This window comes from Allocatelliglobosispora scoriae (assembly GCF_014204945.1).
GTDB classification, from domain to species: domain Bacteria; phylum Actinomycetota; class Actinomycetes; order Mycobacteriales; family Micromonosporaceae; genus Allocatelliglobosispora; species Allocatelliglobosispora scoriae.
The window spans coordinates 317,102-334,800 of record NZ_JACHMN010000001.1 but is presented as its reverse complement, the minus strand read 5'-3'; the positions used below and the strand labels follow the sequence as shown (position 1 = coordinate 334,800).

Sequence of the window (17,699 nt, the reverse complement as noted above, 5' to 3'; positions counted from 1 at the left end):
GCTCCGACTGCGAGCGGCGGGCGCAAGCGCCCGCCGCTCGCGCCATTCGCAACGGTTCCCGAGCCCGCCTTATTGAGCGATAACCGGCGCTCAGCCGGTCGCCGGATCAGTGATCGATGCAGCGGCACCCGCAGCGCACCCCGCCGCTTATCGCCGCCCATTCAATTTATTGAGCTGAACTTTCGCAATCGCCGATTGCCGACTGATCGACGGGCGGCGTTCGCACTCCGCGAGCCGCGAACAACGGATCCGGCCGCAGTGACCAAACTAACCAACAGATAGCGATGAATCAGCGTGGCCCGACTAGTGCCGACGGTATGGATGCGCTAATCTCACGGCGATTGTCACAGACTCGCACTATTGCATCGCACCCCCCAATTGCAGTGAAAACAGAGGAGCGGTAATGGCTCGGCACGAAATTGTGGTCTACAAGGACGACCTCGACGGAACGGAAGAGGGCGTCGAGGTCGTCAAGTTCGGACTCGACGGCCTCAACTACGAGGTCGACCTGGGACCGGCCAACCAGGAGCAGCTCCGCGCCGCACTCGCCCCGTTCATCGCGGTCGCCACCAAGACGGGAGGCCCCGTCACCGGCCGCCGGCCTTCGCACCGGATCGCGGCGGTATCGGTTCGCCGCGCCGAGGCCTCCAGCGAGCAGCGGGCGTTCAACTCCCGGGTGCGCACCTGGGCCACCGCCAACGGATACGCGATCAAGGAGCGGGGCCGGGTGCCGGAAAAGGTCATCGAGGCTTACACCAAGACCGGCGGCAAGTAGACCCCGAGCACCTACCCTGCGCTCTCCGAGGCGGAACTTCCGGCGTACTCGGCGGCGTGTTCCCGGTGGAGACGGACCCGGCGGTGGCGGACGTGGCGGACTCCCCTCGGCCGGGGAGCCCTGCCGCGAGCCGCCGCCGGTGCGGCGGGGCGAGGATGCGCCGGGCTGTCCGCGGCGTGTCCGGTGAGGACCGCGACACCGTAAGCGGCCAGTCCGAAGGCGGCGAGGGCGAGCGGAATGCCGGCCAGTCCCCCGGTGACGCGCTCGCCGAGCACGACGATGCCGACAGCGGCCGCGGCGACGGGGTTGGCGAGTGTCGCGGTCGCCAGCGGTGCGGCGAGCCCGTAGCGGTAGGACGCCTGCGCGAGCAGGGCGGCTGCCGCGACGAGGGCGGCGATTGCGAGCATGACGGCCGCGTTGGCGCCGATGCCGCCGCTGGTCATGACGATGGTGAGGGTCTGCGCCAGGGCGGACGAGATACCGAAGGCGATGCCGGAGCCCGCCGCGTAGGACAGGCTGCGGGTGGCCGGGTTGGCCGACCGGATGGCGAGGACGACGAGCCCGGCGATCACCAGCCCGGTGACCGCGGTGGCGGTGATCGCTTCACCGACGGTCAGCGGGCGGAGCGCCGCCGACGACGAGGTCAGCACGACGAGTCCGGCGAGCCCGGCGATCGCCGCACCGGCACCGCGCCACTGCGCGCCGGTCACCCGGCGGCGGGCGACGGCGGCACCGAGCGGCATCGCCAGCACCAGGGTGAGCATGCCGAGCGGCTGGACCAGGGTGAGCGGGCCGAAGCGCAGCGCGGCGACGTGCAGCGCCGCCGCCGCCAGGTTCAGCAGCGTCGCCGCCCACCAGCTCGGGTAGCCGAGCGCGGCGAACCAGCCGAGCGGGGCGTCCAGGCGGGCGGCGAGGCGCTGCTGCGTCACAGCGGCCCCGGCGTAGCCGATGGCCGAGGCGAGCGACAGCACGAGCGCCAGCTGGGTGGTCATGGTTCCATGATCGTCCCTGGTACGCGTCGCGGCATCTCCCAGACGCGGGTGCTTGGCCCTGCCGCAGCGGCGGTACGCCGACGGCGGAGCTACTGCGGCTGCGGTAGGTCGCCTGGCCGGACCAGCCCCGTCTGGTAGGCGATGACCACCAGCTGGGCCCGGTCGCGGGCGCCGAGCTTCGTCATGGCCCGGTTGACGTGGGTCTTGGCGGTCAGCGGCGACAGGTAGAGCTGCTCGGCGATGTCGTCATTGGACAGCCCGGTGGCGACGAGGGCGAGGACCTCGCGTTCCCGGTCGGTGAGGCCCTCCAGCCGGGCCGGTGACGGCACCGGACCCGGTTCGGGCTGGGTGAGGAAGCGGGCGATCAGGCTCTGGGTGGCCTTCGGCGACAGCAGCGCGTCGCCGCGCGCCACCACCCGGATCGCCTCCAGCAGGTCGGCGGGCTCCACTCCCTTGCTGAGGAAGCCGCTGGCACCGGCACGCAGGGCGCGCAGCACGTTCTCGTCGACCTCGAAGGTGGTGAGGATCAGCACCCGGACACCGGCGAGGTCGTCGTCCGCGGTGATCAGGCGGGTCGCCTCCAGCCCGTCCATCTCGGGCATCCGGATGTCCATCAGCACCACGTCCGCCCGGGTGCTGCGGGCGAGCCGGACCGCTTCGGCGCCGTTGGTCGCCTCGCCGACCACCTCGAGGTCGGGTGCGGAGTCGATGAGGACGCGGAACCCGGCGCGGATCAGCGTCTGGTCGTCCGCGAGCAGCACCCGGATCGTCACGCCACCGCCTCCTGCCGGTCGGATGCGCCGGAGCGCGGCGTGGGCAGGACCGCCCGTACCCGGAACTGCCCGTCCGTGCCGATACCGGTGCTCAGGGTTCCGCCCACGGACGCCGCCCGCTCGCTCATCCCGATGATGCCGTGGCTGGTGCCGCCGGCCGGCCGGGCCGGGTGCGGTACGGCGTTGCCCACCTCCAGGGTCAGCGCGTCGGGCGTGTACTCCACCCGCAGGTGCGCCACGCCGTCCGCGCCGTGCTTGTGCGCGTTGGTCAGGGCCTCCTGCGCGATCCGGTAGGCCGTCAGGTCCACCGCCGCCGACAGCGGGCGCGCCTCGCCGGTCAGCCGGTACTCGACCCGCAGACCTGCGGCGGCGAGCGAGTCCAGCAGCTCGGCCAGGCGTCCGAGCCCGGGGGTGGGTTCGGTGGCTGCCTCGGCGTCGTCGGGCTGGCGCAGCACGCCGAGCACCGTACCGAGCTCGTCGAGGACGCTGCGGGCCGCCGTCCGGATGTGCTGGAGAGCCTGCTCGGCGGCGTCGGGCCGGGCGCGCAACACGTGCGCCGCGACTCCGGCCTGGACGTTGATCACGGCGATGTTGTGCGCCACCACGTCGTGCAGCTCGCGGGCGATGCGCAGCCGCTCCTGCACCACCCTGGTCCGGGCCTCCTCCTCGCGGGTCTGCTCGGCCCGGCGGGCGCGCTCCTCGACCGCCGCGATATAGGCCCGGCGGCTACGGGTGGCGTCGCCGACCGCTGTCGCCATGCCGGTCCAGGCGAAGATGCCGATGTTCTCCGGCTCCGCCCAGCCCTCGTTCGACCAGCGCACACTCGCGGCGTACATGATCAATGCGGCGGCACCACCGGCGAGCCAGGCGGTTCGGCGGGGGTAGATCGAGGCGACCGTGTAGGCGGCGATCACGGTGGCCACGATCACCGCCGAGCGCATCCCGCCGGCGGCGAAGGCGACGACCGTCGCCGACGTGGCGACCGCCAGGACCGGCAGCGGCCAGCGCCGCCGCAGCGCGACCAGCACGAACATCAGTCCGGCGGCGACGAAGTCGGCCGTGCCGGGGCTGCGCCCGTGACCGCGGCCCGGACCGGTCACCATCGCCACCAGGACGGACGCCGCCAGCGCCGCGCCGAACACGGCGTCGACCACCGGCGGGCGGCGGGCGGCGACGCGCCACGCGCGGAGCCACCGCCTGCCCGTCTCGACCATGATGATCACGGTACGCCGGTCGGCACCCGCCCCGCGTCGTCTGGACGCGGTCATCCGCGGGCGGCGGCTACCACGGCTGCGGTAGCCGCGATTGACGACGGCGGGACGACGCCGACGAGGACCCGGTCCGACCATCGTTGAGCACATGATCGAGGTACACGAGCTCACCAAGCGGTACGGCGACAAGACCGCCGTCGACGGGCTGTCGTTCACCGTCAAGCCCGGCATCGTCACCGGCTTCCTCGGCCCCAACGGCGCCGGGAAGTCCACCACGATGCGCATGATCCTCGGGCTGGACCGGCCGACCTCCGGCACCGCGACGGTCAACGGCCGGCCCTATGACCAGCACACCGCCCCGCTGCACGAGGTCGGCGCGCTGCTGGAGGCGAAGGCCGTGCACACCGGCCGGTCCGGCTACCACCACCTCGCCGCGATGGCCGCCACCACCGGCGTACCCCGGTCGCGGGTCGACGAGGTGATCGACATCGTCGGCCTGCACGACGTGGCCCGCAAACGCGCCGGGGGCTTCTCCCTCGGCATGGGGCAGCGGCTCGGCATCGCGTCGGCGCTGCTCGCCGACCCCAGGACGCTCATCCTCGACGAGCCGGTCAACGGCCTGGACCCGGAGGGGATCCTCTGGATCCGCAACCTGATCCAGAGCCTCGCCGCGCAGGGCCGCACGATCTTCGTCTCCTCGCACCTGATGAGCGAGATGGCGCTCACCGCCGAGCACCTCATCGTCATCGGCCGCGGCCGCCTGATCGCCGACGTCTCCGTCGACGAGTTCATCGCGCAGGCGTCGAGAAACACCATCCGGGTACGCACACCGCACGCCGCCGCACTGCACGACCTGCTCGCCGGCCCCGAAGTGACGATCATGAGCCTGGACCGCGGGCTGTTCGAGGTCGCCGGCCTCAGCGCCGAGCAGATCGGCGACCGTGCCGCCGCCGCCGGCATCGCCCTGCACGAGCTGTCCCCGCAGCAACCGTCCCTGGAGGAGGCGTTCATGGAGCTGACCCGCGAAGCCGTCGAATACCACGGCGCGACCAGCGCCCCGCTCGCGGCGGCGGGCAGGGCGGACCGGTGACCGCCACGACGCACGGCCTGCGGGTCACCCAGCGACGGGTGATCCACTCTGAGTGGATCAAGTTCTGGTCGCTCCGGTCCACCATCATCAGCCTGATCGCCGCAGCCGTGGTCTTCATCGGCATCGGGCTGCTGGCGGCCTCGATCACCAGCGGCGGGGACGGTTTCGGCCCCCGGGGCGGCGGACCCGGCGACCCGACCGCCATCAGCCTCGCCGGGGTCACCTTCGGGCAGTTGGTCCTGGGCACCCTCGGCGTCCTGTTCATGGCGAGCGAATACACCACCGGGATGATCCGGTCCACGCTGGCCGCCGTACCGAAACGGCTCCCGATGCTCTGGGCCAAGGCCGCGGTCTTCACCGCCGTCGTCTCCGCGCTGACCCTGATCGCGGCCTTCGTCGCGTTCCTCGGCGGGCAGGCGATCATCGGCACCGACGGCGCGTCCCTGTCGGACCCCGGCGTGATCCGGGCCGTGGTCGGCTCCGCCGTCCACCTCACCGGCGCGGGGCTGCTCGGACTCGCGCTCGGTGCCCTGCTGCGCTCGACGGCCGCCGCGATCAGCACCTTCTTCGGCGTCATGTTCCTGCTGGAGGGGATCGCCGGGCTGCTGCTACCCGACAGCTGGAGCGATGCCCTGCGCTACCTGCCGTCCGAGGCCGGCAGCGCGATCAGCGCGGTCACGACCGCCCCCGGCGAGCTCACGCCGTGGGCCGGGCTCGGGGTCTTCCTCGGCTACCTCGTCGTGGTCGGCGGCGCGGCGGCCTGGCGGCTCCAGCGGCACGACGCATGACGGCGGTTGCCCGCTTCCGCCCGGCCTGCGGGCAGCCGGGCGGACGCGGGCAACCGCCGTCGATCCCTACTGGAGCGCGATCGTCCACGAGTCGATCTTTCCGACGTCGCCCGCCGCCGAATCCTGTACGCGCAGCTTCCACACCCCGTTCGCCAACTCCGTGGCGAGGTTCAGGATGTAACTCTGATGGATGTTGTCGGTACCGCCGCCGGTGCGATTGTGCAGCACGTACAGCGAGCCGTCCGGCGCGACGAGGGTGACGGTCAGGTCACCGATATACGTGTGCAGGATGTGTACGTCGACCGGGTTGTACCCGTTGGCGTAGCCGGGGCAGCCGGTGACGGTGATGGACGACTCGACCGTCGACAGATCCACGATCGCGACGTCGGTCCCGGAGGTGAAGCTGCAGCCGGGCAGCGGGCTGCCGACCGTGAGGGTGAAGGTCACGGTTCTCGTCACGGAGGCCGAGACACCGGTGACGGTCACCGGGTAGCTGCCGGGAGCCGTCGCCGCGGCGGTGGAGATCGTCAGGGTCGACGTGCCGCCGTTCGAGGTGATGGTCGCCGGGACGAGCGCCGCCGTCACCCCCGTGGCCGAACTCGCGCTGAGGGCGACCGATTCGGCGACGCCGCTGACGAGCGCCGAGGCGACGGCGGTGCTCAGCGTGCCGCCGACGGGGACCGACCCGGAGGCGGGCGAGGCGGTGAGGGTGAAGTTGTTCCCGGGTGAGCAGGGCGCGTCGCTGCCGGCGACGGCGACCGAGGTCCACGCCGCCTGGACCGCCCGGTATTCGACGCCGCACAGGCCGTAGAGGTCCGCGGTGGCGTGCAGGGTGCCGGCACGGGCGGTGTTGGCGGGGTTGGCCGTGTTGACATAGGACGTGCCGGCGAGGAAGTAGACGTCCAGGGCGCGGTACCAGATCCGCTCCGCCTTCAAACGGCCGATCCCGGTCACCGCGGGCGCGGAGCCGCAGAGCGGGCTGGTGCCGTAGGCGGTGGCACCGCTGCCTTCGGCGAGGTTGAAGAAGAAGTGGTTGCCGACACCGGAGGAGTAGCGCACGTCGAGGCTCTTGGTGGAGGACGACCAGCAGCCGTGCGACGCGCCGTCGAGGGGCGGGTTGTACATGTGGCGTACCGGGCTGCCGTCGCCGTTGATCCCGGTCCGATCGCCCGGCCGGTAGTCGCCCGGGTCGGTGGCGTTGGCCGCGTAGAACTCCACCATCGCGCCGAAGATGTCGCTGGACGCCTCCCGCAGGCCGCCCGCCTCACCGGTGGTCATCGGCGGGAGGATGGAGTCGTTCACCGCGTGCGATAGCTCGTGGGCGGCGACGTCGAGGGAGGCGAGCGGCTTGGCATTGCTGAGCCCGTCGCCGTAGGTCATCTGCGTGCCGTCCCAGAAGGCGTACGGGTACTGGTTGCCGTAGTGGACCCGGGAGACGGTGCCCGTACCGTTGCCGAACAGTCCGTTGCGCCCGTGCACGTTCTTGAAGTAGTCGAAGGTCCTGGCGGCGGCGTAGTGCGCGTCGACGGCGACCGACTGCCTGTTCGTGGTGGAGCCGTTGCCCCAGACGTTGTCGAGGTCCACGAGGGTGGCGCAGGTGCCGGAGGTGAGGTCGCAGGTGCGGCTGTTGCCGCGCAGCGGGTCGATCATGCTGTAAGAAGCGCCGGAGAGGGTGGTGTCGACGGTGACGGTCCCCGAGTAGAGGACTGGCCGGTCCCGGCGACGGCGATCGTGGATCCGGCGGCGGCGGCGATCGGCTCGGCGGCGGCCGAGGCCACGACGGAGATCTCGTCGAAGGACCGGATGACGGAGCCCGTCGTCGCATCGGTGACCACGTGCAGCCGGGAGGGGGTCTGGCCGTCCGGACGGTACCCGCCCACCACCGTCTCCCAGGCCAGCACGCCTCGGCCGCTGGTGGCGTCGACGAAATTCTCCGGACGGCCCACCTCGGCGATGGCGCCGGTGAAGGCGGCGCGGGCGGCCCGTGCCGCCTGCGCGGCGGTGGTCATCGCCTCGGTGGAGAGAGACAGCGGCGCGATGAGGCCCACGGACGTGCCGGCGTAGCCGCCGTCGGCGCGGCCGTGCACCACTATCTCACCACCGGCGACCCGCAGCCCTCGGTAGGTCCGCTGGTATCGGAGATGCCGGACGCCGTCGGCTTCGGTTCTGGCGTCCTGGACGGTGAAGGCGTCCTCGACGGAGGCGCGCGCGTCCGCCGCGTGGACGGCGGTCGGCAGCGAGGCCCCGGCTGCGGGAACTGCGCCGGGACTGGCGTGCCCAGGTGCCGCGACCAGTGCCAACAGCGCGACGACCGCACCGACGGCGGTGATGATCCTCTTCATGCGTCCTCCCGGGCCAACAGATGGGAGAGCCAATTGTATTTGCATCTGTCGATGCAGTCTGGAACGCGACTGCGCATCCGGCATGGACCGTGCCAGGGCTACGATTCCCCCCATGCGAGTGGCACTCCGCGTCGTCCTGTACGTCACGGCGATCGCCGTCCTGGCGGCATGCGTCAGCAAGGGCAAGGACGGGACCGCCGCCGGGTCCCCGGAGCCGGTGGCGTCCGCCGCCGCCTCGCCGAGCGATGAACCGAGCGCCGAGCCGAGCCCCTCGGACGCCGCCGACCCCACTCCCAGCCCCACCCCGAGCCCGCGCGCGACGAGCGCCGCACCGGCGAAGGACACCCTCGACTTCGCGATGCCCGACTTCAAGGGTTCGGTCCTGCAGGACGCCCAGGATGCGGTCCAGGAGCTCGGCATCTTCTACTCCACGTCGCACGACCTGCGCGGCAGCCGCAATCAGCTGATCGACTCCAACTGGCGGGTGTGCACGCAGTCGCCCAGGGCCGGGACGCGGGTCAGGGGCAAGGCCGCCGACTACGAGGGCAAGATCGATTTCGGCGTGGTGAAGCTGACGGAGTCGTGCCCCTGACCACAGCGCAGGGTCCGCCGACGTTGACGACCGTCATTAGCATGGGCGAATGCTCGATCGTGATCTTCGATGGCCGGCGATCATAGCCGTCGCGGGTGTCGGCTACGGCGTCATTCTCGGCGCTTCGGCGGTGCAGACGCTGGTCGACGGCGGTGTCGGCCGCGACGCCGCCATCTGGGCCCTTGCCGCTTCGGCGCTGACGATCTGGATGCCGGTGCTGTGGCTGCTCCGGCTGATCCGGATGAGGCGAACAGCCGGGGCGACACCGGCAGCGGCGATGGTCCGGGTGATGGTGGCGTCCGGCTACAACGTCAACACCGGTACGAGCCAGACGTTCCGGTGCTTCGTCCGCATCCGCACCGCCGACGGTCTGGTGTGGAGTCAGCGGGTCATCCATGCGCCCCTGTTCCTCACCCTCGGCGGAGCCGACCACCAGGCTCAGGTCCGCCCCTGCCCTGGATTGCGGCCGATGTTCGTCATCGACATTCCCGGCCGTGGCACGCTGTGGCCGGCCGCGGGTGCCTGGCGAGCGCTAGAGCCGCCGATGACGACGTTGTCCGATTTCCGGGCGCAGCCGGAGCGAAAGCTCTTCTCAACCGGACGGGTGCTCGCGTTCGTCGGCGTCGCCGCCATCGGTCTGTCATCGCTGGTGTTCAACCAGGTCGGCCTGCTACTCGTCGGCTACCTGGTCGTGTGGGTCGCGGGCGTCTGGATCTGGGGCGCGGCACCGCCGGGTGCGCAATGGCCGTCCGACCAGCCCGAACCGAAGTTCTGACACCCGGTCTGACACCTGTCGGTCCGGGCGGCGGCATAGCACAGGGCTGCTTGTCGTCGCGGACGTGTTGCCGATCCAGTTCCGTCCGGAATGGACACGGCGCGAGGCGGCCTTCGCCAATATGTTGGGCGAACAATCGACATACGCCACTGGAGGTTGCTTTGCTCAAGACAAGACTCGCCCAGGTGCTGGTCGCGGTCATGGTCGCGATCGCGGCCCCGGCCGCCGTGGCGGCGCCCGCGCACGCGGCGAGCTGCCCCACCGACGCGACCGACGCGGACGGTCGCGCTGTACCCGGCGGCTGGCTGATCTGCGGGACCAACGACGCGTGGGCCTGGTACGACGGGCGCCGCCACTACTTCGTGGTCGGCACCGACAACGCCATCTGGCACACGTGGCAGACCTGCAAGGGCAACTGCGGCTACGCCGCCTGGTCCAGCCTCGGCGGCAGCGCCCAGAACTTCATCAACTGGGGCACCTATACCCAGGCAGGCCGTGCCGCCCTGGAGATCGTCATGCGGGCGTCCAACGGCTCCCTCATGTGCAAGAACTACAACGGCACCTACACCGGGGCGTGGTGGCCCAGCACCACCGGCTGGACCTCCAACGGTGCCGACTGCCTGATCTTCTGAGAGATCGAACAGAGTGATGGCGTGCCCCTCGGGACCACGCCATCCTTCTACTCGCCCACCGCCACCGCGTCACCCTGCCGGATCAGTCCCGGCCGCACCACGTCGAGGTAGACGCCGACGCAGGTGAGGGCGCCCAGGGTGAGCACCGGGACGCGGTGGACCCGGGCCGCGACCCGCATCAGCTCCGGGTCGGCGGGCAGCCCGCCATGGGCCAGCGTCGGTACGGCACACCGCGGAGTCGGCACCGTGACCTCGACGACGGCCTCCCCGATGCGCAGGCGGGAGCCGACCCAGTCGTCCTCGGGGAAGCCCGCCGCCGACCCGGTGTCCACCACGATGTTGGGCCGGAAGCGCCGGGCATCCCCGATCCCGGCCCGCAGCGCGGCGAGACCGGACGTCGTCACGAGGTGGAGCCGACCGAAGTCGAAGAAGGTGCCGTCGGCGACTCCTCCGGTGGTGAGCAGCGCCCCGGTCTCGTCGGCGGTGACGGCGTCCCGCAGCAGGTCGGGCAGCCCGCCGTCGAAATCGGGGACCACCCGCTGCAGCGCACCGCCGGTCGGCGGGCGGTCGGAGAGGGTGACCGGGCGGCCCAGCAGCTCGCCGAGCCGGGTGTCGAGTTCGGAGCTGCCCGCCGCGAGCCGGGTGCCGTCGGGGAGCTCCACCTCCGTGGCGAGACCGATCCGGCGGCTGCGGCACCGCAGCAGCGCGCCCCATGTGCGCGGGTGCTTCGCGCTGCCGATGGCGCCGGTCGCGTCGAGGACCGCGTGGATCCGGTCGCCGTCGAGGCCCCGCGCGGTCACCATCCCCTCGCTCAGGGCCTCGCCGAGCATCGACTTCACCGGATATCTGAGCAGCTCCGCCACGGTCCCCATCCGACGATTATCGCCGAACGGCGTCGCCGGGTCGGCCCGGAGAGTCGCCGTCCCCCGCCGGCGGAGACCGCCATGGCGATGCGTCCATGGTGGAACTTCGCCGTTCACCGGTGAAAGCGCCGACCCGTCCTCTTATGATGTCGTGATGAATTCACGGAGGGCGATGTGACTAACCTCGATCAAGGCACAGACCACGCCGTGCCGGCGGTAAAGCGCCGGGTGATCGGCTGGCTCATCGACTATGCGTTCGTCATGGTGCCCGGCATCTTGCTCGTCGGTTTCGCGATCGTGGCAGTCGCCACCGATCCCCTGGCCGCCGTGGGTGCGGGGTTGACGCAGGTCCCCGGAATCGTGATCGGCAGCAGCGGCATCAGCGATTCGGCATCGGACGCATGGAACACGGTCATCGGGCCGGTCATCCTCGCGATCCTCGTCGTTCCCTTCCTGCAGTTCGTCTATCTCGGTGTGGCGCTGGCCTGGCGCGGACGCACCATCGGCAAGGCGATCATGGACACGAAGGTCGCACCGCAGGCCCCTGGCGAGACCAGGCTCACCGGCCGTCGCGCCGCCGTCCGCGCGGCCTGCACCACCTTCGTCGATACCGGCCTGGTCAGCCTCGCCCTGGTGGTCTTCCTGTCCAAGAGCCTCTTTCTCGGGGTGTTGCTCTGGCTGGTGGCGGTCGCCTTCTTCTGGGGCAACCTCGCACCGGCCCTCGGCGCGCGCCGGCGCACCATCATCGACAACATCGCCGGGACCAGCGTCGTACGCACGAGGCACTATGCGAATGCCGCCGCCATGGTGACCGGTGCCGCCCGCAGGACCTCCGAGGTCGCCGTCACCGCCGGTCGTCGGACGTCCGACGCAGCCGTCGGCACGACTCGTCGGACCGCCCAAGCCGCCGCCACCGCGAGCCGCCGGACGTCCGAGGCCGCGGTCGCCGTCGGCCAACGCGGCGTCGAGGCGGCCTCGGCCGCCGCGCAGCGGACTCGCGAGAGCGCGGAGGAGCTCGCCCGCAGCGTCCCCGTCCAGCAGGCCGTCGCCAAGATCAGCGACGCGGCCGCGGCCGCCGTGCAGGTCACCCGAGACAACGTCGAGCAGGTCGCCCGCAGCATCCCCGTCCAGCAGGCGGCCCTCAGGACGAGCGAGGCTGCGGCCGCCGCCGCGCAGCGGACCCGCGAGAGCGCGGAGCGACTCGCGCGCAGCGTCCCCGTCCAGCAGGCGGTGGCCAAGACCACCGACGCCGCGGCCGCCGCAGCGCAGTCGGCCAGAGAAGGTGCGGAGCGGCTCGCACGCAGTACCCCTGTCCAGCAGGCGCTGAGCTCCCGGCCGGCTCAGCAGGCACAGGCGCTGGGCGCGGCCGGGGCCGAGCGGGCACGCCACCTCAGCGGCCGGGCCAGGCAGCTGTGGCAGGACCGTCAGGCCCGAGGCGCCGACCAGCCACCCGCAGACGAGGTGGACGTCGCGGCGGTGGAGGCGGCCGCCGAACAACCGCGATCCCCGGAGCCTTCCTGACCGGCACCGGATGCGTCGTTGACGCCCGGCAAGGCCACCGATATTCGCGACATCCTATACCTAGACCGCCCGAAGATCGCCTGATCCACACCTATCGATCAGATGTCGCGAACCCCTCGTACGCCCTGAGCACCTCGTCGGTCGGGCCGTCCATCCGCAGCACCCCGGCCTCCAGCCACAGGGTCCGGTCGCAGGTGTCCCGGATCGACTCGAGGGAGTGGCTGACGAGGAAGACCGTCCCGGCCTGGGCCCGCAGTTCCCGGACCCGGTTCTCGCTCTTCGCCCGGAAGGTCGCGTCTCCGGTGGCGAGGGCCTCGTCGATCAGCAGCACCTCGTGCTTCTTCACCGCGGCGATGGCGAAGCGGAGCCGGGCCGCCATGCCGCTGGAGTAGGCGCTCATCGGCAGCGAGCTGAACGCACCGCGCTCGTCGATCCCCGAGAAGTCGATGATCTCCTGGGTACGGGCCCGGACCTCGGCCGGGCTCATCCCCATGGCGAGGCAGCCGAGCACGACGTTGCGCTCGCCGGAGAGATCGTTCATCAGTGCGGCGTTGACACCGAGCAGCGACGGCTGGCCCCGGGTGTAGATCCGGCCCCGCTCGGCCGGGAGCAGCCCGGCGACGGCACGCAGCAGCGTGGACTTGCCGGAGCCGTTGCTGCCGATGAGCCCGATCGCCTCGCCCTGGTAGGCGGTGAACGAGACCCCCTTCACGGCGTGGACCTCACGGATCGCCGTCGACGGGGCCCGCGTGGCGATGCGTTTGAGCGTCGACAGCGCCGAACTGCCGCCCGCCCCGCCGCCGAGGACCCGGTAGACGATGTGCACGTCGTCGACGACGACGGTGGGGACCCTGTCGTCAGCCACGTCCGTACTCCTGCTCGCCGCGCCAGAACCAGAGATATCCGCCCAGGCCCACTCCGACCGACCACGCGGTGGCGACCGTCCACGTCAGCCATAGCGGCTGACCGGGCGGTGGCGGTGTCTCCAGCAGCGCGTACCGGGCGAGCTCGATGTAGGCGAGCATCGGATTCGCCTGGAGCGTGACCGTGACGGCGGTCGGCAGGTGGGTGTCGAGCAGGTCGACGCTGTAGAAGACCCCCGAGGCGTAGAGCCAGGTCCGCAGGACGAACGGCATCAGCTGCCGCAGGTCGGTGGCCTTCGCCCCGAGCCGGGCGATGGCGAGTGCCAGCCCGGTGTTGAAGACGGTCTGCAGCGCGAGCACCGGGAGGAGCAGCAGCCACGCCGCCGTCACCGGTTCGCCGGTGATGAGGATGATCGCGAGCAGCACCGCGACCGAGGCGCCCATCTGCTGCAGCTGGCTGAAGGTGGTCGCCACCGGCAGGCTCGCCCGGGGGAACTGCAGCGCTCGGATCAGGCCGAGATGGTCCGGGATGCTCCGCACGGCGGCGAGCACCACCTGCTGGGTGTATCCGAAGAGGAAGACGCCCGCGCAGAGGTAGGCGGTGAAGTTGTCGATGCCGTGGCTCGTTTTCAGCACCACGCCGAAGATCAGGTAGTAGACGACCGCGTTGCTCAGCGGTGTCAGGACCTGCCAGATCTGGCCCAGCCGGGCGGTGGCGAAGACCGCCGCGTTCTTGGCACTGCCGAAGGCGGCGATGAAGTGCCGGTAGCGCCAGAGCTCGCGGGTGTATGCGGCGAGGCTCGGCGTCACGCCCGCCACGCGGAGCCGGTGCCGGGCGGCGAGCTCGGCGGGGGTGCGGAGCGGCGCCGGCTCGGCCAACAGGACCTCGGCCATGCTGCCTCCGATCGGGTCGTGGTTGTTCCCACCGTCGACGACGGGACGTTACCGTATCGTCGTCACGCCGACACTAGCCCGGACCAGCGTCGCGACGCAACCGTATCGTCGCCACGTAGACTTCCCCCATGACCGCCGAACCCCGCCGCGCCCCCGCCGGAGCCGCCGTCCTGCGCGAGGGGATCACCAGCGCGCTCCAGCAGGCGGTGATCGAGGAGCTCGCCTCGGTGGGCTACGGGCGACTCTCGATCGAGGCGGTGGCACGCCGGGCCGGGGTCGGCAAGACGGCCGTCTACCGCCGGTGGAGCTCGAAGTCGGCGATGGTGCTGGAGATCGTCGCCGAGGTCGCCGCCCAGCGGCTGCCCCTGCCCGACACCGGCACCCTGCGTGGCGACATCGAGGCGCTGACGGCGATCCTCATGCTGGCGCTGCGCCACCCGCTCTTCTCCACGGTCGTGCCGGACCTGCTGGCCGAAGCGGCCCGCAACCCCGAGCTAGCGCAGACCCTGCAGGAGGCGCTGCGCGCCAACCAGCAGGAGATCGGCCGTCTGCTGATCGGCCGCGCGGTCCAGCGGGGCGACCTCGCCGCCGACACCGATCCGGTCCTCGCCGCGGACCTCATCATCGGGCCGGTCTACTGGCACCTCGCCGTGACCCGGACGCCGCACACACCCGACTTCCCGCAGCGGATCGCGGCGATGGTCGAGGCCGCACTGCGCAGCACCGGCTGAGGGGCCCTGCCCGGGATCCGCTTGCCACCGGCTCATACGCTGACACCCCCAATCCCGAGGAGCCAGCCGTGACCGTCCGCATTCCCGCCCACCGGGTCGTCGCCGAGAACGGCCTGCCCGATGTCTGCGCGGCGCACGGCAATCCGGCGACGGTGCGCATGGAGACGAGGATCGAGTCCTCCCCGCCCGGCTGGGTATGGGCGACGCTCCCCCTGGGACTGCTCGTCTTCTTCATCCTGCGTGCCGCCCTGCGCAGGTCCGTCACCGCACCGAGCTGGGGCTTCTGCCGCGACTGCCTGGTCACGCGCCGCAACCGCCTCGTCACCGGCCTGGCTCTGCTGGTCGGCGGCGTGGCCAGCGGCATCGCGATCGTCGCCTTCGCCGAGGCCACCTCGCGCTTCGGCTGGCTCGGTCTCGTCTGTCTGCTGCTCGTCATCGCCGGCTACGTGGTCCTGCGGATCTCCGCCGGGGAGGTCGTCGCCCGGGCCAGCGTCACCCGGGACGGCGAGTTCGTCGAGGTGCGCCACCCCGCCCCGGCGTTCGCGGCGCAGGTCGATGCCGCGTTCGCAGCATCCTCTTCCGCCGGCGTGTAGCGGAGCAGGTGCCGACCGCGACCCATCTTCCAGTCGACTGATCGGGGGCCCCGTGGCGATCGTCTTCATGCTCGCCGTGAACTTCGGGCAGAACTGGCCGAGAAGCGACTCGATGGGCTGGTCGTCTCCAATGAGCTGACCGACCTCGTCGCGACGAGCCCCGGGTTCACCGCATTCGCCGACGGGTTCTCCTGGATTCCGTATGCGGGTGAAGTGCCGTCAACACTCACCCGGAACCCGGATGCTTGACGAACGGACGGCCCGGTCCTGCGCGAGCGGGCTGCAACGCCGACAACCCCCCACCTCGGCCGGTACGGGTGAAGCCCGCCGAGCCGACACCGGTGCCGGTCGGCGGGCTCCACGCGTACCCACCTGGGTTCAAGGGGTTAGAGCTTGCCCGCCCCCGCGCCCGCGGTGACCGACGACTTGACCGTGCCGACATCGGCGGCGGTGTAGCCGTAGGGCAGCGCGGCGACCGTGCCGTTGGTCTCGCACGGCCCGGAGTTGGTGAGCGAGTTGTTGCGGGCCACCAGGCGGCCGGGGTCGGAGTCGGCGTAGCCGCTCGCCGACCAGCACGCCTGCTGCACGTTCTCGAAGACGTTGCCCTCGACGAGCACCCCGGCGTTCATCACCGAGGCGATGGCGTAGGAGTCGGCGTTGTTGTTGACGTTGGTGTAGTAGTTGTTGAAGACGTGCACCGTCTCGCCGAAGCGCACCCGGGGGCTGCGCTCGAAGGTGTGGTCGAACCAGTTGTGGTGGTAGGTGACCCGCAGGTGGCCGACATCCTCACCGGCGTTGCCGTCGGAGTGGCCGACGAGCGAGGTCTTCCAGTGGTCGCGGATGATGTTCCACGACACCGTGATGTAGTCGCCGGCATGGGTGATGTCGATCATCCCGTCGTATACATCGGGGTTGCTCGCGATCGTGCTGGTCATGGTGTTGTGGTCGATCCAGATGTGGGTGGCGTTCTCGATCTGGATCGCGTCGTTGCCCAGGACGCCGCGGATGTTCAGGTTCTGGATGATCACGTTGGCGGGATGCATGTCCTCGATGTTGAGCGTGCTGCCGGAGATCCCCGAGCTCGCGCCGACACCCTGGATCGTCTTGTTGGCGCTGATCTCGACGGTGCCCGAGCCGCTGAGCATGCCGTTGACCAGGATGGTCCGGGTCCCCGCGGCCTGCGCCTGCGTCTTGAAGTCGGCGAAGGTGCTCACGGTGACCGTGGCACCGCCCGCACCGCCGGTGGTGCCGCCGCCCTGGGTCGCCCAGCCGACGATCCCGCCGGGCGGCGGGGGCGGGCTGGTCGAGGTCGACGGCGACGGGGACGGCGAACTCGGCGGTGAGACCGACGGCGAGGCGGACGGGCTCGGGCCCGCCGCGTCGGTGACGAGGACATCGTCGAAGGTGCCCGCGACGTAGTTGGCGACGAGCCCGGCGCGCCCGGTGGCGTAGGAACCGTCCGAGACCGACACGACCTGGCTGCCGTTGACCGAGCCGACCAGGGAGCTGCCGGTCGCGCTCAGCGACAGCGTGTAGGTCGTGCCGGCGGACGCCGAGAACGGCGCGGTGGCGAGGGTCGTCGTCGCTCCCTTGCGGATCTGCACCGCGGTGGCGGTGAGGACGAGCGCGTAGAAGTTCGACGTGCTCTGCGCCCGGGCGGCGATGCCTATCCCGCGCGAGGCCGAGCTGCCGAACGTGGTGGCCCGCACCTTGGCCGAGACGGTGGCGGTGGACCACGAGGTGGATCCGGCGAGGGCCTTGGCGCTGGCGCTGCTGCTCGACTGGGCATAGGCACCGGACGCCACCGACCAGGTGCCGCCGGAGGTACTCCAGCCGGTGGAGTTGCCGTCGCTGAAATCGTCCGAGAAGAGCGTGGCCGCGTTGGCCGCCGCACCCATGGTCAGTGCCAGCGCCACGATCACGGTGCTGGCACCGGCGACCAGGGCGCTGCGGGTACGCCTGCTCAGCCGGCGTTGGTTCTCATACATTGTGGGACCTCCCGACGTTGGAATGGGCCTTGCCGCCAACATAGGAAGATGGGCTTAAACTAGTCAATGGCTACCATTTGCAGTTTTGTTGCATCCAATCAGGACAATCACGAATAGCCGACCCGTCGGTCGGCTGCGGTATGGGGGATATTGCCGGATTCGCGGTCGTACCCCGGACCCGTTCATTCGCAGGATTCGCGCCGATCCACCTCACTCCCGCCCCGAAATGCAACAAACCTGCACACGCGATCGCTTGTCCAACGGAAAGCGCTTTCC

18 protein-coding genes are annotated in these 17,699 nt (G+C 71.0%); 9 read left to right on the top strand and 9 right to left on the bottom strand.

Going from position 1 to position 17,699, the window contains the following annotated elements; all coding sequences use genetic code 11:
* The first annotated feature begins 403 nt into the window (after positions 1–403).
* Positions 404–775 carry a histone-like nucleoid-structuring protein Lsr2 gene (locus F4553_RS01450; protein WP_184831091.1) on the top strand — a complete coding sequence of 124 codons (372 nt, stop codon included), beginning with the start codon at positions 404–406 and terminating at the stop codon, positions 773–775.
* A gap of 11 nt (positions 776–786) precedes the next feature.
* On the opposite strand, the gene F4553_RS01445 is transcribed toward F4553_RS01450, so the two are convergent.
* The 3 genes from F4553_RS01445 to F4553_RS01435 form a co-directional block, all read right to left on the bottom strand.
* On the bottom strand, positions 787–1,767 hold the full coding sequence (locus F4553_RS01445) for a DMT family transporter (protein ID WP_184831089.1): 981 nt from the start codon (positions 1,765–1,767) through the stop codon (positions 787–789).
* Positions 1,768–1,856: 89 nt separating this feature from the next.
* A complete protein-coding gene (locus tag F4553_RS01440; RefSeq protein ID WP_184831087.1) occupies positions 1,857–2,540 on the bottom strand; it encodes a response regulator in 684 nt (227 codons plus the stop codon).
* On the bottom strand, positions 2,537–3,808 hold the full coding sequence (locus tag F4553_RS01435) for a sensor histidine kinase (RefSeq protein ID WP_221469650.1): 1,272 nt from the start codon (positions 3,806–3,808) through the stop codon (positions 2,537–2,539). Before F4553_RS01435 ends, F4553_RS01440 begins: the two co-directional genes overlap by 4 nt.
* 91 nt (positions 3,809–3,899) lie before the next feature.
* On the opposite strand from F4553_RS01435, the gene F4553_RS01430 reads away from it, so the two are divergent.
* Entirely contained in the window at positions 3,900–4,841 is a 942-nt protein-coding gene (locus F4553_RS01430; RefSeq protein ID WP_184831085.1) for an ABC transporter ATP-binding protein, read from the top strand.
* Complete coding sequence (locus F4553_RS01425) at positions 4,838–5,629, top strand: ABC transporter permease subunit (RefSeq protein ID WP_184831077.1); 792 nt, start codon at positions 4,838–4,840, stop codon at positions 5,627–5,629. Before F4553_RS01430 ends, F4553_RS01425 begins: the two co-directional genes overlap by 4 nt.
* A gap of 66 nt (positions 5,630–5,695) precedes the next feature.
* Here F4553_RS01425 and F4553_RS01420 read toward each other — a convergent pair whose 3' ends face one another.
* Both F4553_RS01420 and F4553_RS40505 read right to left on the bottom strand, forming a co-directional pair.
* Positions 5,696–7,279: a M4 family metallopeptidase gene (locus F4553_RS01420; RefSeq protein ID WP_246465795.1), complete on the bottom strand. Its 1,584-nt coding sequence runs from the start codon at positions 7,277–7,279 to the stop codon at positions 5,696–5,698.
* Positions 7,276–7,971, bottom strand: a complete 696-nt coding sequence (locus F4553_RS40505) for a PepSY domain-containing protein (RefSeq protein ID WP_246465794.1) — start codon at positions 7,969–7,971, stop codon at positions 7,276–7,278. The genes F4553_RS01420 and F4553_RS40505 overlap by 4 nt, the downstream gene beginning before the upstream one ends.
* A 112-nt stretch (positions 7,972–8,083) precedes the next feature.
* On the opposite strand from F4553_RS40505, the gene F4553_RS01415 reads away from it, so the two are divergent.
* From F4553_RS01415 to F4553_RS01405, 3 genes are all read left to right on the top strand, one after another.
* Positions 8,084–8,563: a PASTA domain-containing protein gene (locus F4553_RS01415; protein WP_184831075.1), complete on the top strand. Its 480-nt coding sequence runs from the start codon at positions 8,084–8,086 to the stop codon at positions 8,561–8,563.
* A 49-nt stretch (positions 8,564–8,612) separates the two neighbouring features.
* Positions 8,613–9,338 carry a hypothetical protein gene (locus F4553_RS01410; RefSeq protein ID WP_184831074.1) on the top strand — a complete coding sequence of 242 codons (726 nt, stop codon included), beginning with the start codon at positions 8,613–8,615 and terminating at the stop codon, positions 9,336–9,338.
* Positions 9,339–9,499: 161 nt separating this feature from the next.
* On the top strand, positions 9,500–9,970 hold the full coding sequence (locus tag F4553_RS01405) for a DUF8189 domain-containing protein (protein WP_184831072.1): 471 nt from the start codon (positions 9,500–9,502) through the stop codon (positions 9,968–9,970).
* Between the two features lie 47 nt (positions 9,971–10,017).
* Here the strand turns inward: F4553_RS01405 and F4553_RS01400 are convergent, their stop codons facing one another.
* Positions 10,018–10,842, bottom strand: coding sequence for an MOSC domain-containing protein (locus F4553_RS01400; RefSeq protein ID WP_184831070.1), 825 nt, complete (start codon positions 10,840–10,842; stop codon positions 10,018–10,020).
* A gap of 165 nt (positions 10,843–11,007) precedes the next feature.
* Here F4553_RS01400 and F4553_RS01395 point away from each other — a divergent pair, with 165 nt between their 5' ends.
* On the top strand, positions 11,008–12,354 hold the full coding sequence (locus F4553_RS01395) for an RDD family protein (RefSeq protein ID WP_184831068.1): 1,347 nt from the start codon (positions 11,008–11,010) through the stop codon (positions 12,352–12,354).
* 91 nt (positions 12,355–12,445) lie between these two features.
* Here the strand turns inward: F4553_RS01395 and F4553_RS01390 are convergent, their stop codons facing one another.
* Both F4553_RS01390 and F4553_RS01385 read right to left on the bottom strand, forming a co-directional pair.
* Positions 12,446–13,219, bottom strand: a complete 774-nt coding sequence (locus F4553_RS01390) for an ABC transporter ATP-binding protein (RefSeq protein ID WP_184831066.1) — start codon at positions 13,217–13,219, stop codon at positions 12,446–12,448.
* Positions 13,212–14,111 (bottom strand): ABC transporter permease, encoded by a 900-nt coding sequence (locus F4553_RS01385; protein ID WP_184831064.1) that lies wholly within the window; start codon positions 14,109–14,111, stop codon positions 13,212–13,214. Before F4553_RS01385 ends, F4553_RS01390 begins: the two co-directional genes overlap by 8 nt.
* A gap of 128 nt (positions 14,112–14,239) precedes the next feature.
* Here F4553_RS01385 and F4553_RS01380 point away from each other — a divergent pair, with 128 nt between their 5' ends.
* Together F4553_RS01380 and F4553_RS01375 are read left to right on the top strand one after the other, a co-directional pair.
* Positions 14,240–14,842, top strand: a complete 603-nt coding sequence (locus F4553_RS01380; protein WP_184831063.1) for a TetR/AcrR family transcriptional regulator — start codon at positions 14,240–14,242, stop codon at positions 14,840–14,842.
* Positions 14,843–14,910: 68 nt separating this feature from the next.
* Positions 14,911–15,435: a hypothetical protein gene (locus F4553_RS01375; RefSeq protein WP_184831061.1), complete on the top strand. Its 525-nt coding sequence runs from the start codon at positions 14,911–14,913 to the stop codon at positions 15,433–15,435.
* Between the two features lie 386 nt (positions 15,436–15,821).
* On the opposite strand, the gene F4553_RS01370 is transcribed toward F4553_RS01375, so the two are convergent.
* Positions 15,822–17,423 carry a pectate lyase family protein gene (locus F4553_RS01370; protein ID WP_184831059.1) on the bottom strand — a complete coding sequence of 534 codons (1,602 nt, stop codon included), beginning with the start codon at positions 17,421–17,423 and terminating at the stop codon, positions 15,822–15,824.
* Positions 17,424–17,699 lie beyond the last annotated feature (276 nt).

Coding starts and splice junctions, on each gene's coding strand:
- F4553_RS01435 (WP_221469650.1), bottom strand. CDS start 3,808: ATGACCGCGTCCAGACGACGCGGGGCGGGTGCCGACCGGCGTACCGTG.
- F4553_RS01420 (WP_246465795.1), bottom strand. CDS start 7,279: ATGATCGACCCGCTGCGCGGCAACAGCCGCACCTGCGACCTCACCTCC.
- F4553_RS01385 (WP_184831064.1), bottom strand. CDS start 14,111: ATGGCCGAGGTCCTGTTGGCCGAGCCGGCGCCGCTCCGCACCCCCGCC.
- F4553_RS01415 (WP_184831075.1), top strand. CDS start 8,084: ATGCGAGTGGCACTCCGCGTCGTCCTGTACGTCACGGCGATCGCCGTC.
- F4553_RS01380 (WP_184831063.1), top strand. CDS start 14,240: ATGACCGCCGAACCCCGCCGCGCCCCCGCCGGAGCCGCCGTCCTGCGC.
- F4553_RS01430 (WP_184831085.1), top strand. CDS start 3,900: ATGATCGAGGTACACGAGCTCACCAAGCGGTACGGCGACAAGACCGCC.
- F4553_RS01445 (WP_184831089.1), bottom strand. CDS start 1,767: ATGACCACCCAGCTGGCGCTCGTGCTGTCGCTCGCCTCGGCCATCGGC.
- F4553_RS01400 (WP_184831070.1), bottom strand. CDS start 10,842: ATGGGGACCGTGGCGGAGCTGCTCAGATATCCGGTGAAGTCGATGCTC.
- F4553_RS01450 (WP_184831091.1), top strand. CDS start 404: ATGGCTCGGCACGAAATTGTGGTCTACAAGGACGACCTCGACGGAACG.
- F4553_RS01370 (WP_184831059.1), bottom strand. CDS start 17,423: ATGTATGAGAACCAACGCCGGCTGAGCAGGCGTACCCGCAGCGCCCTG.
- F4553_RS40505 (WP_246465794.1), bottom strand. CDS start 7,971: ATGAAGAGGATCATCACCGCCGTCGGTGCGGTCGTCGCGCTGTTGGCA.
- F4553_RS01410 (WP_184831074.1), top strand. CDS start 8,613: ATGCTCGATCGTGATCTTCGATGGCCGGCGATCATAGCCGTCGCGGGT.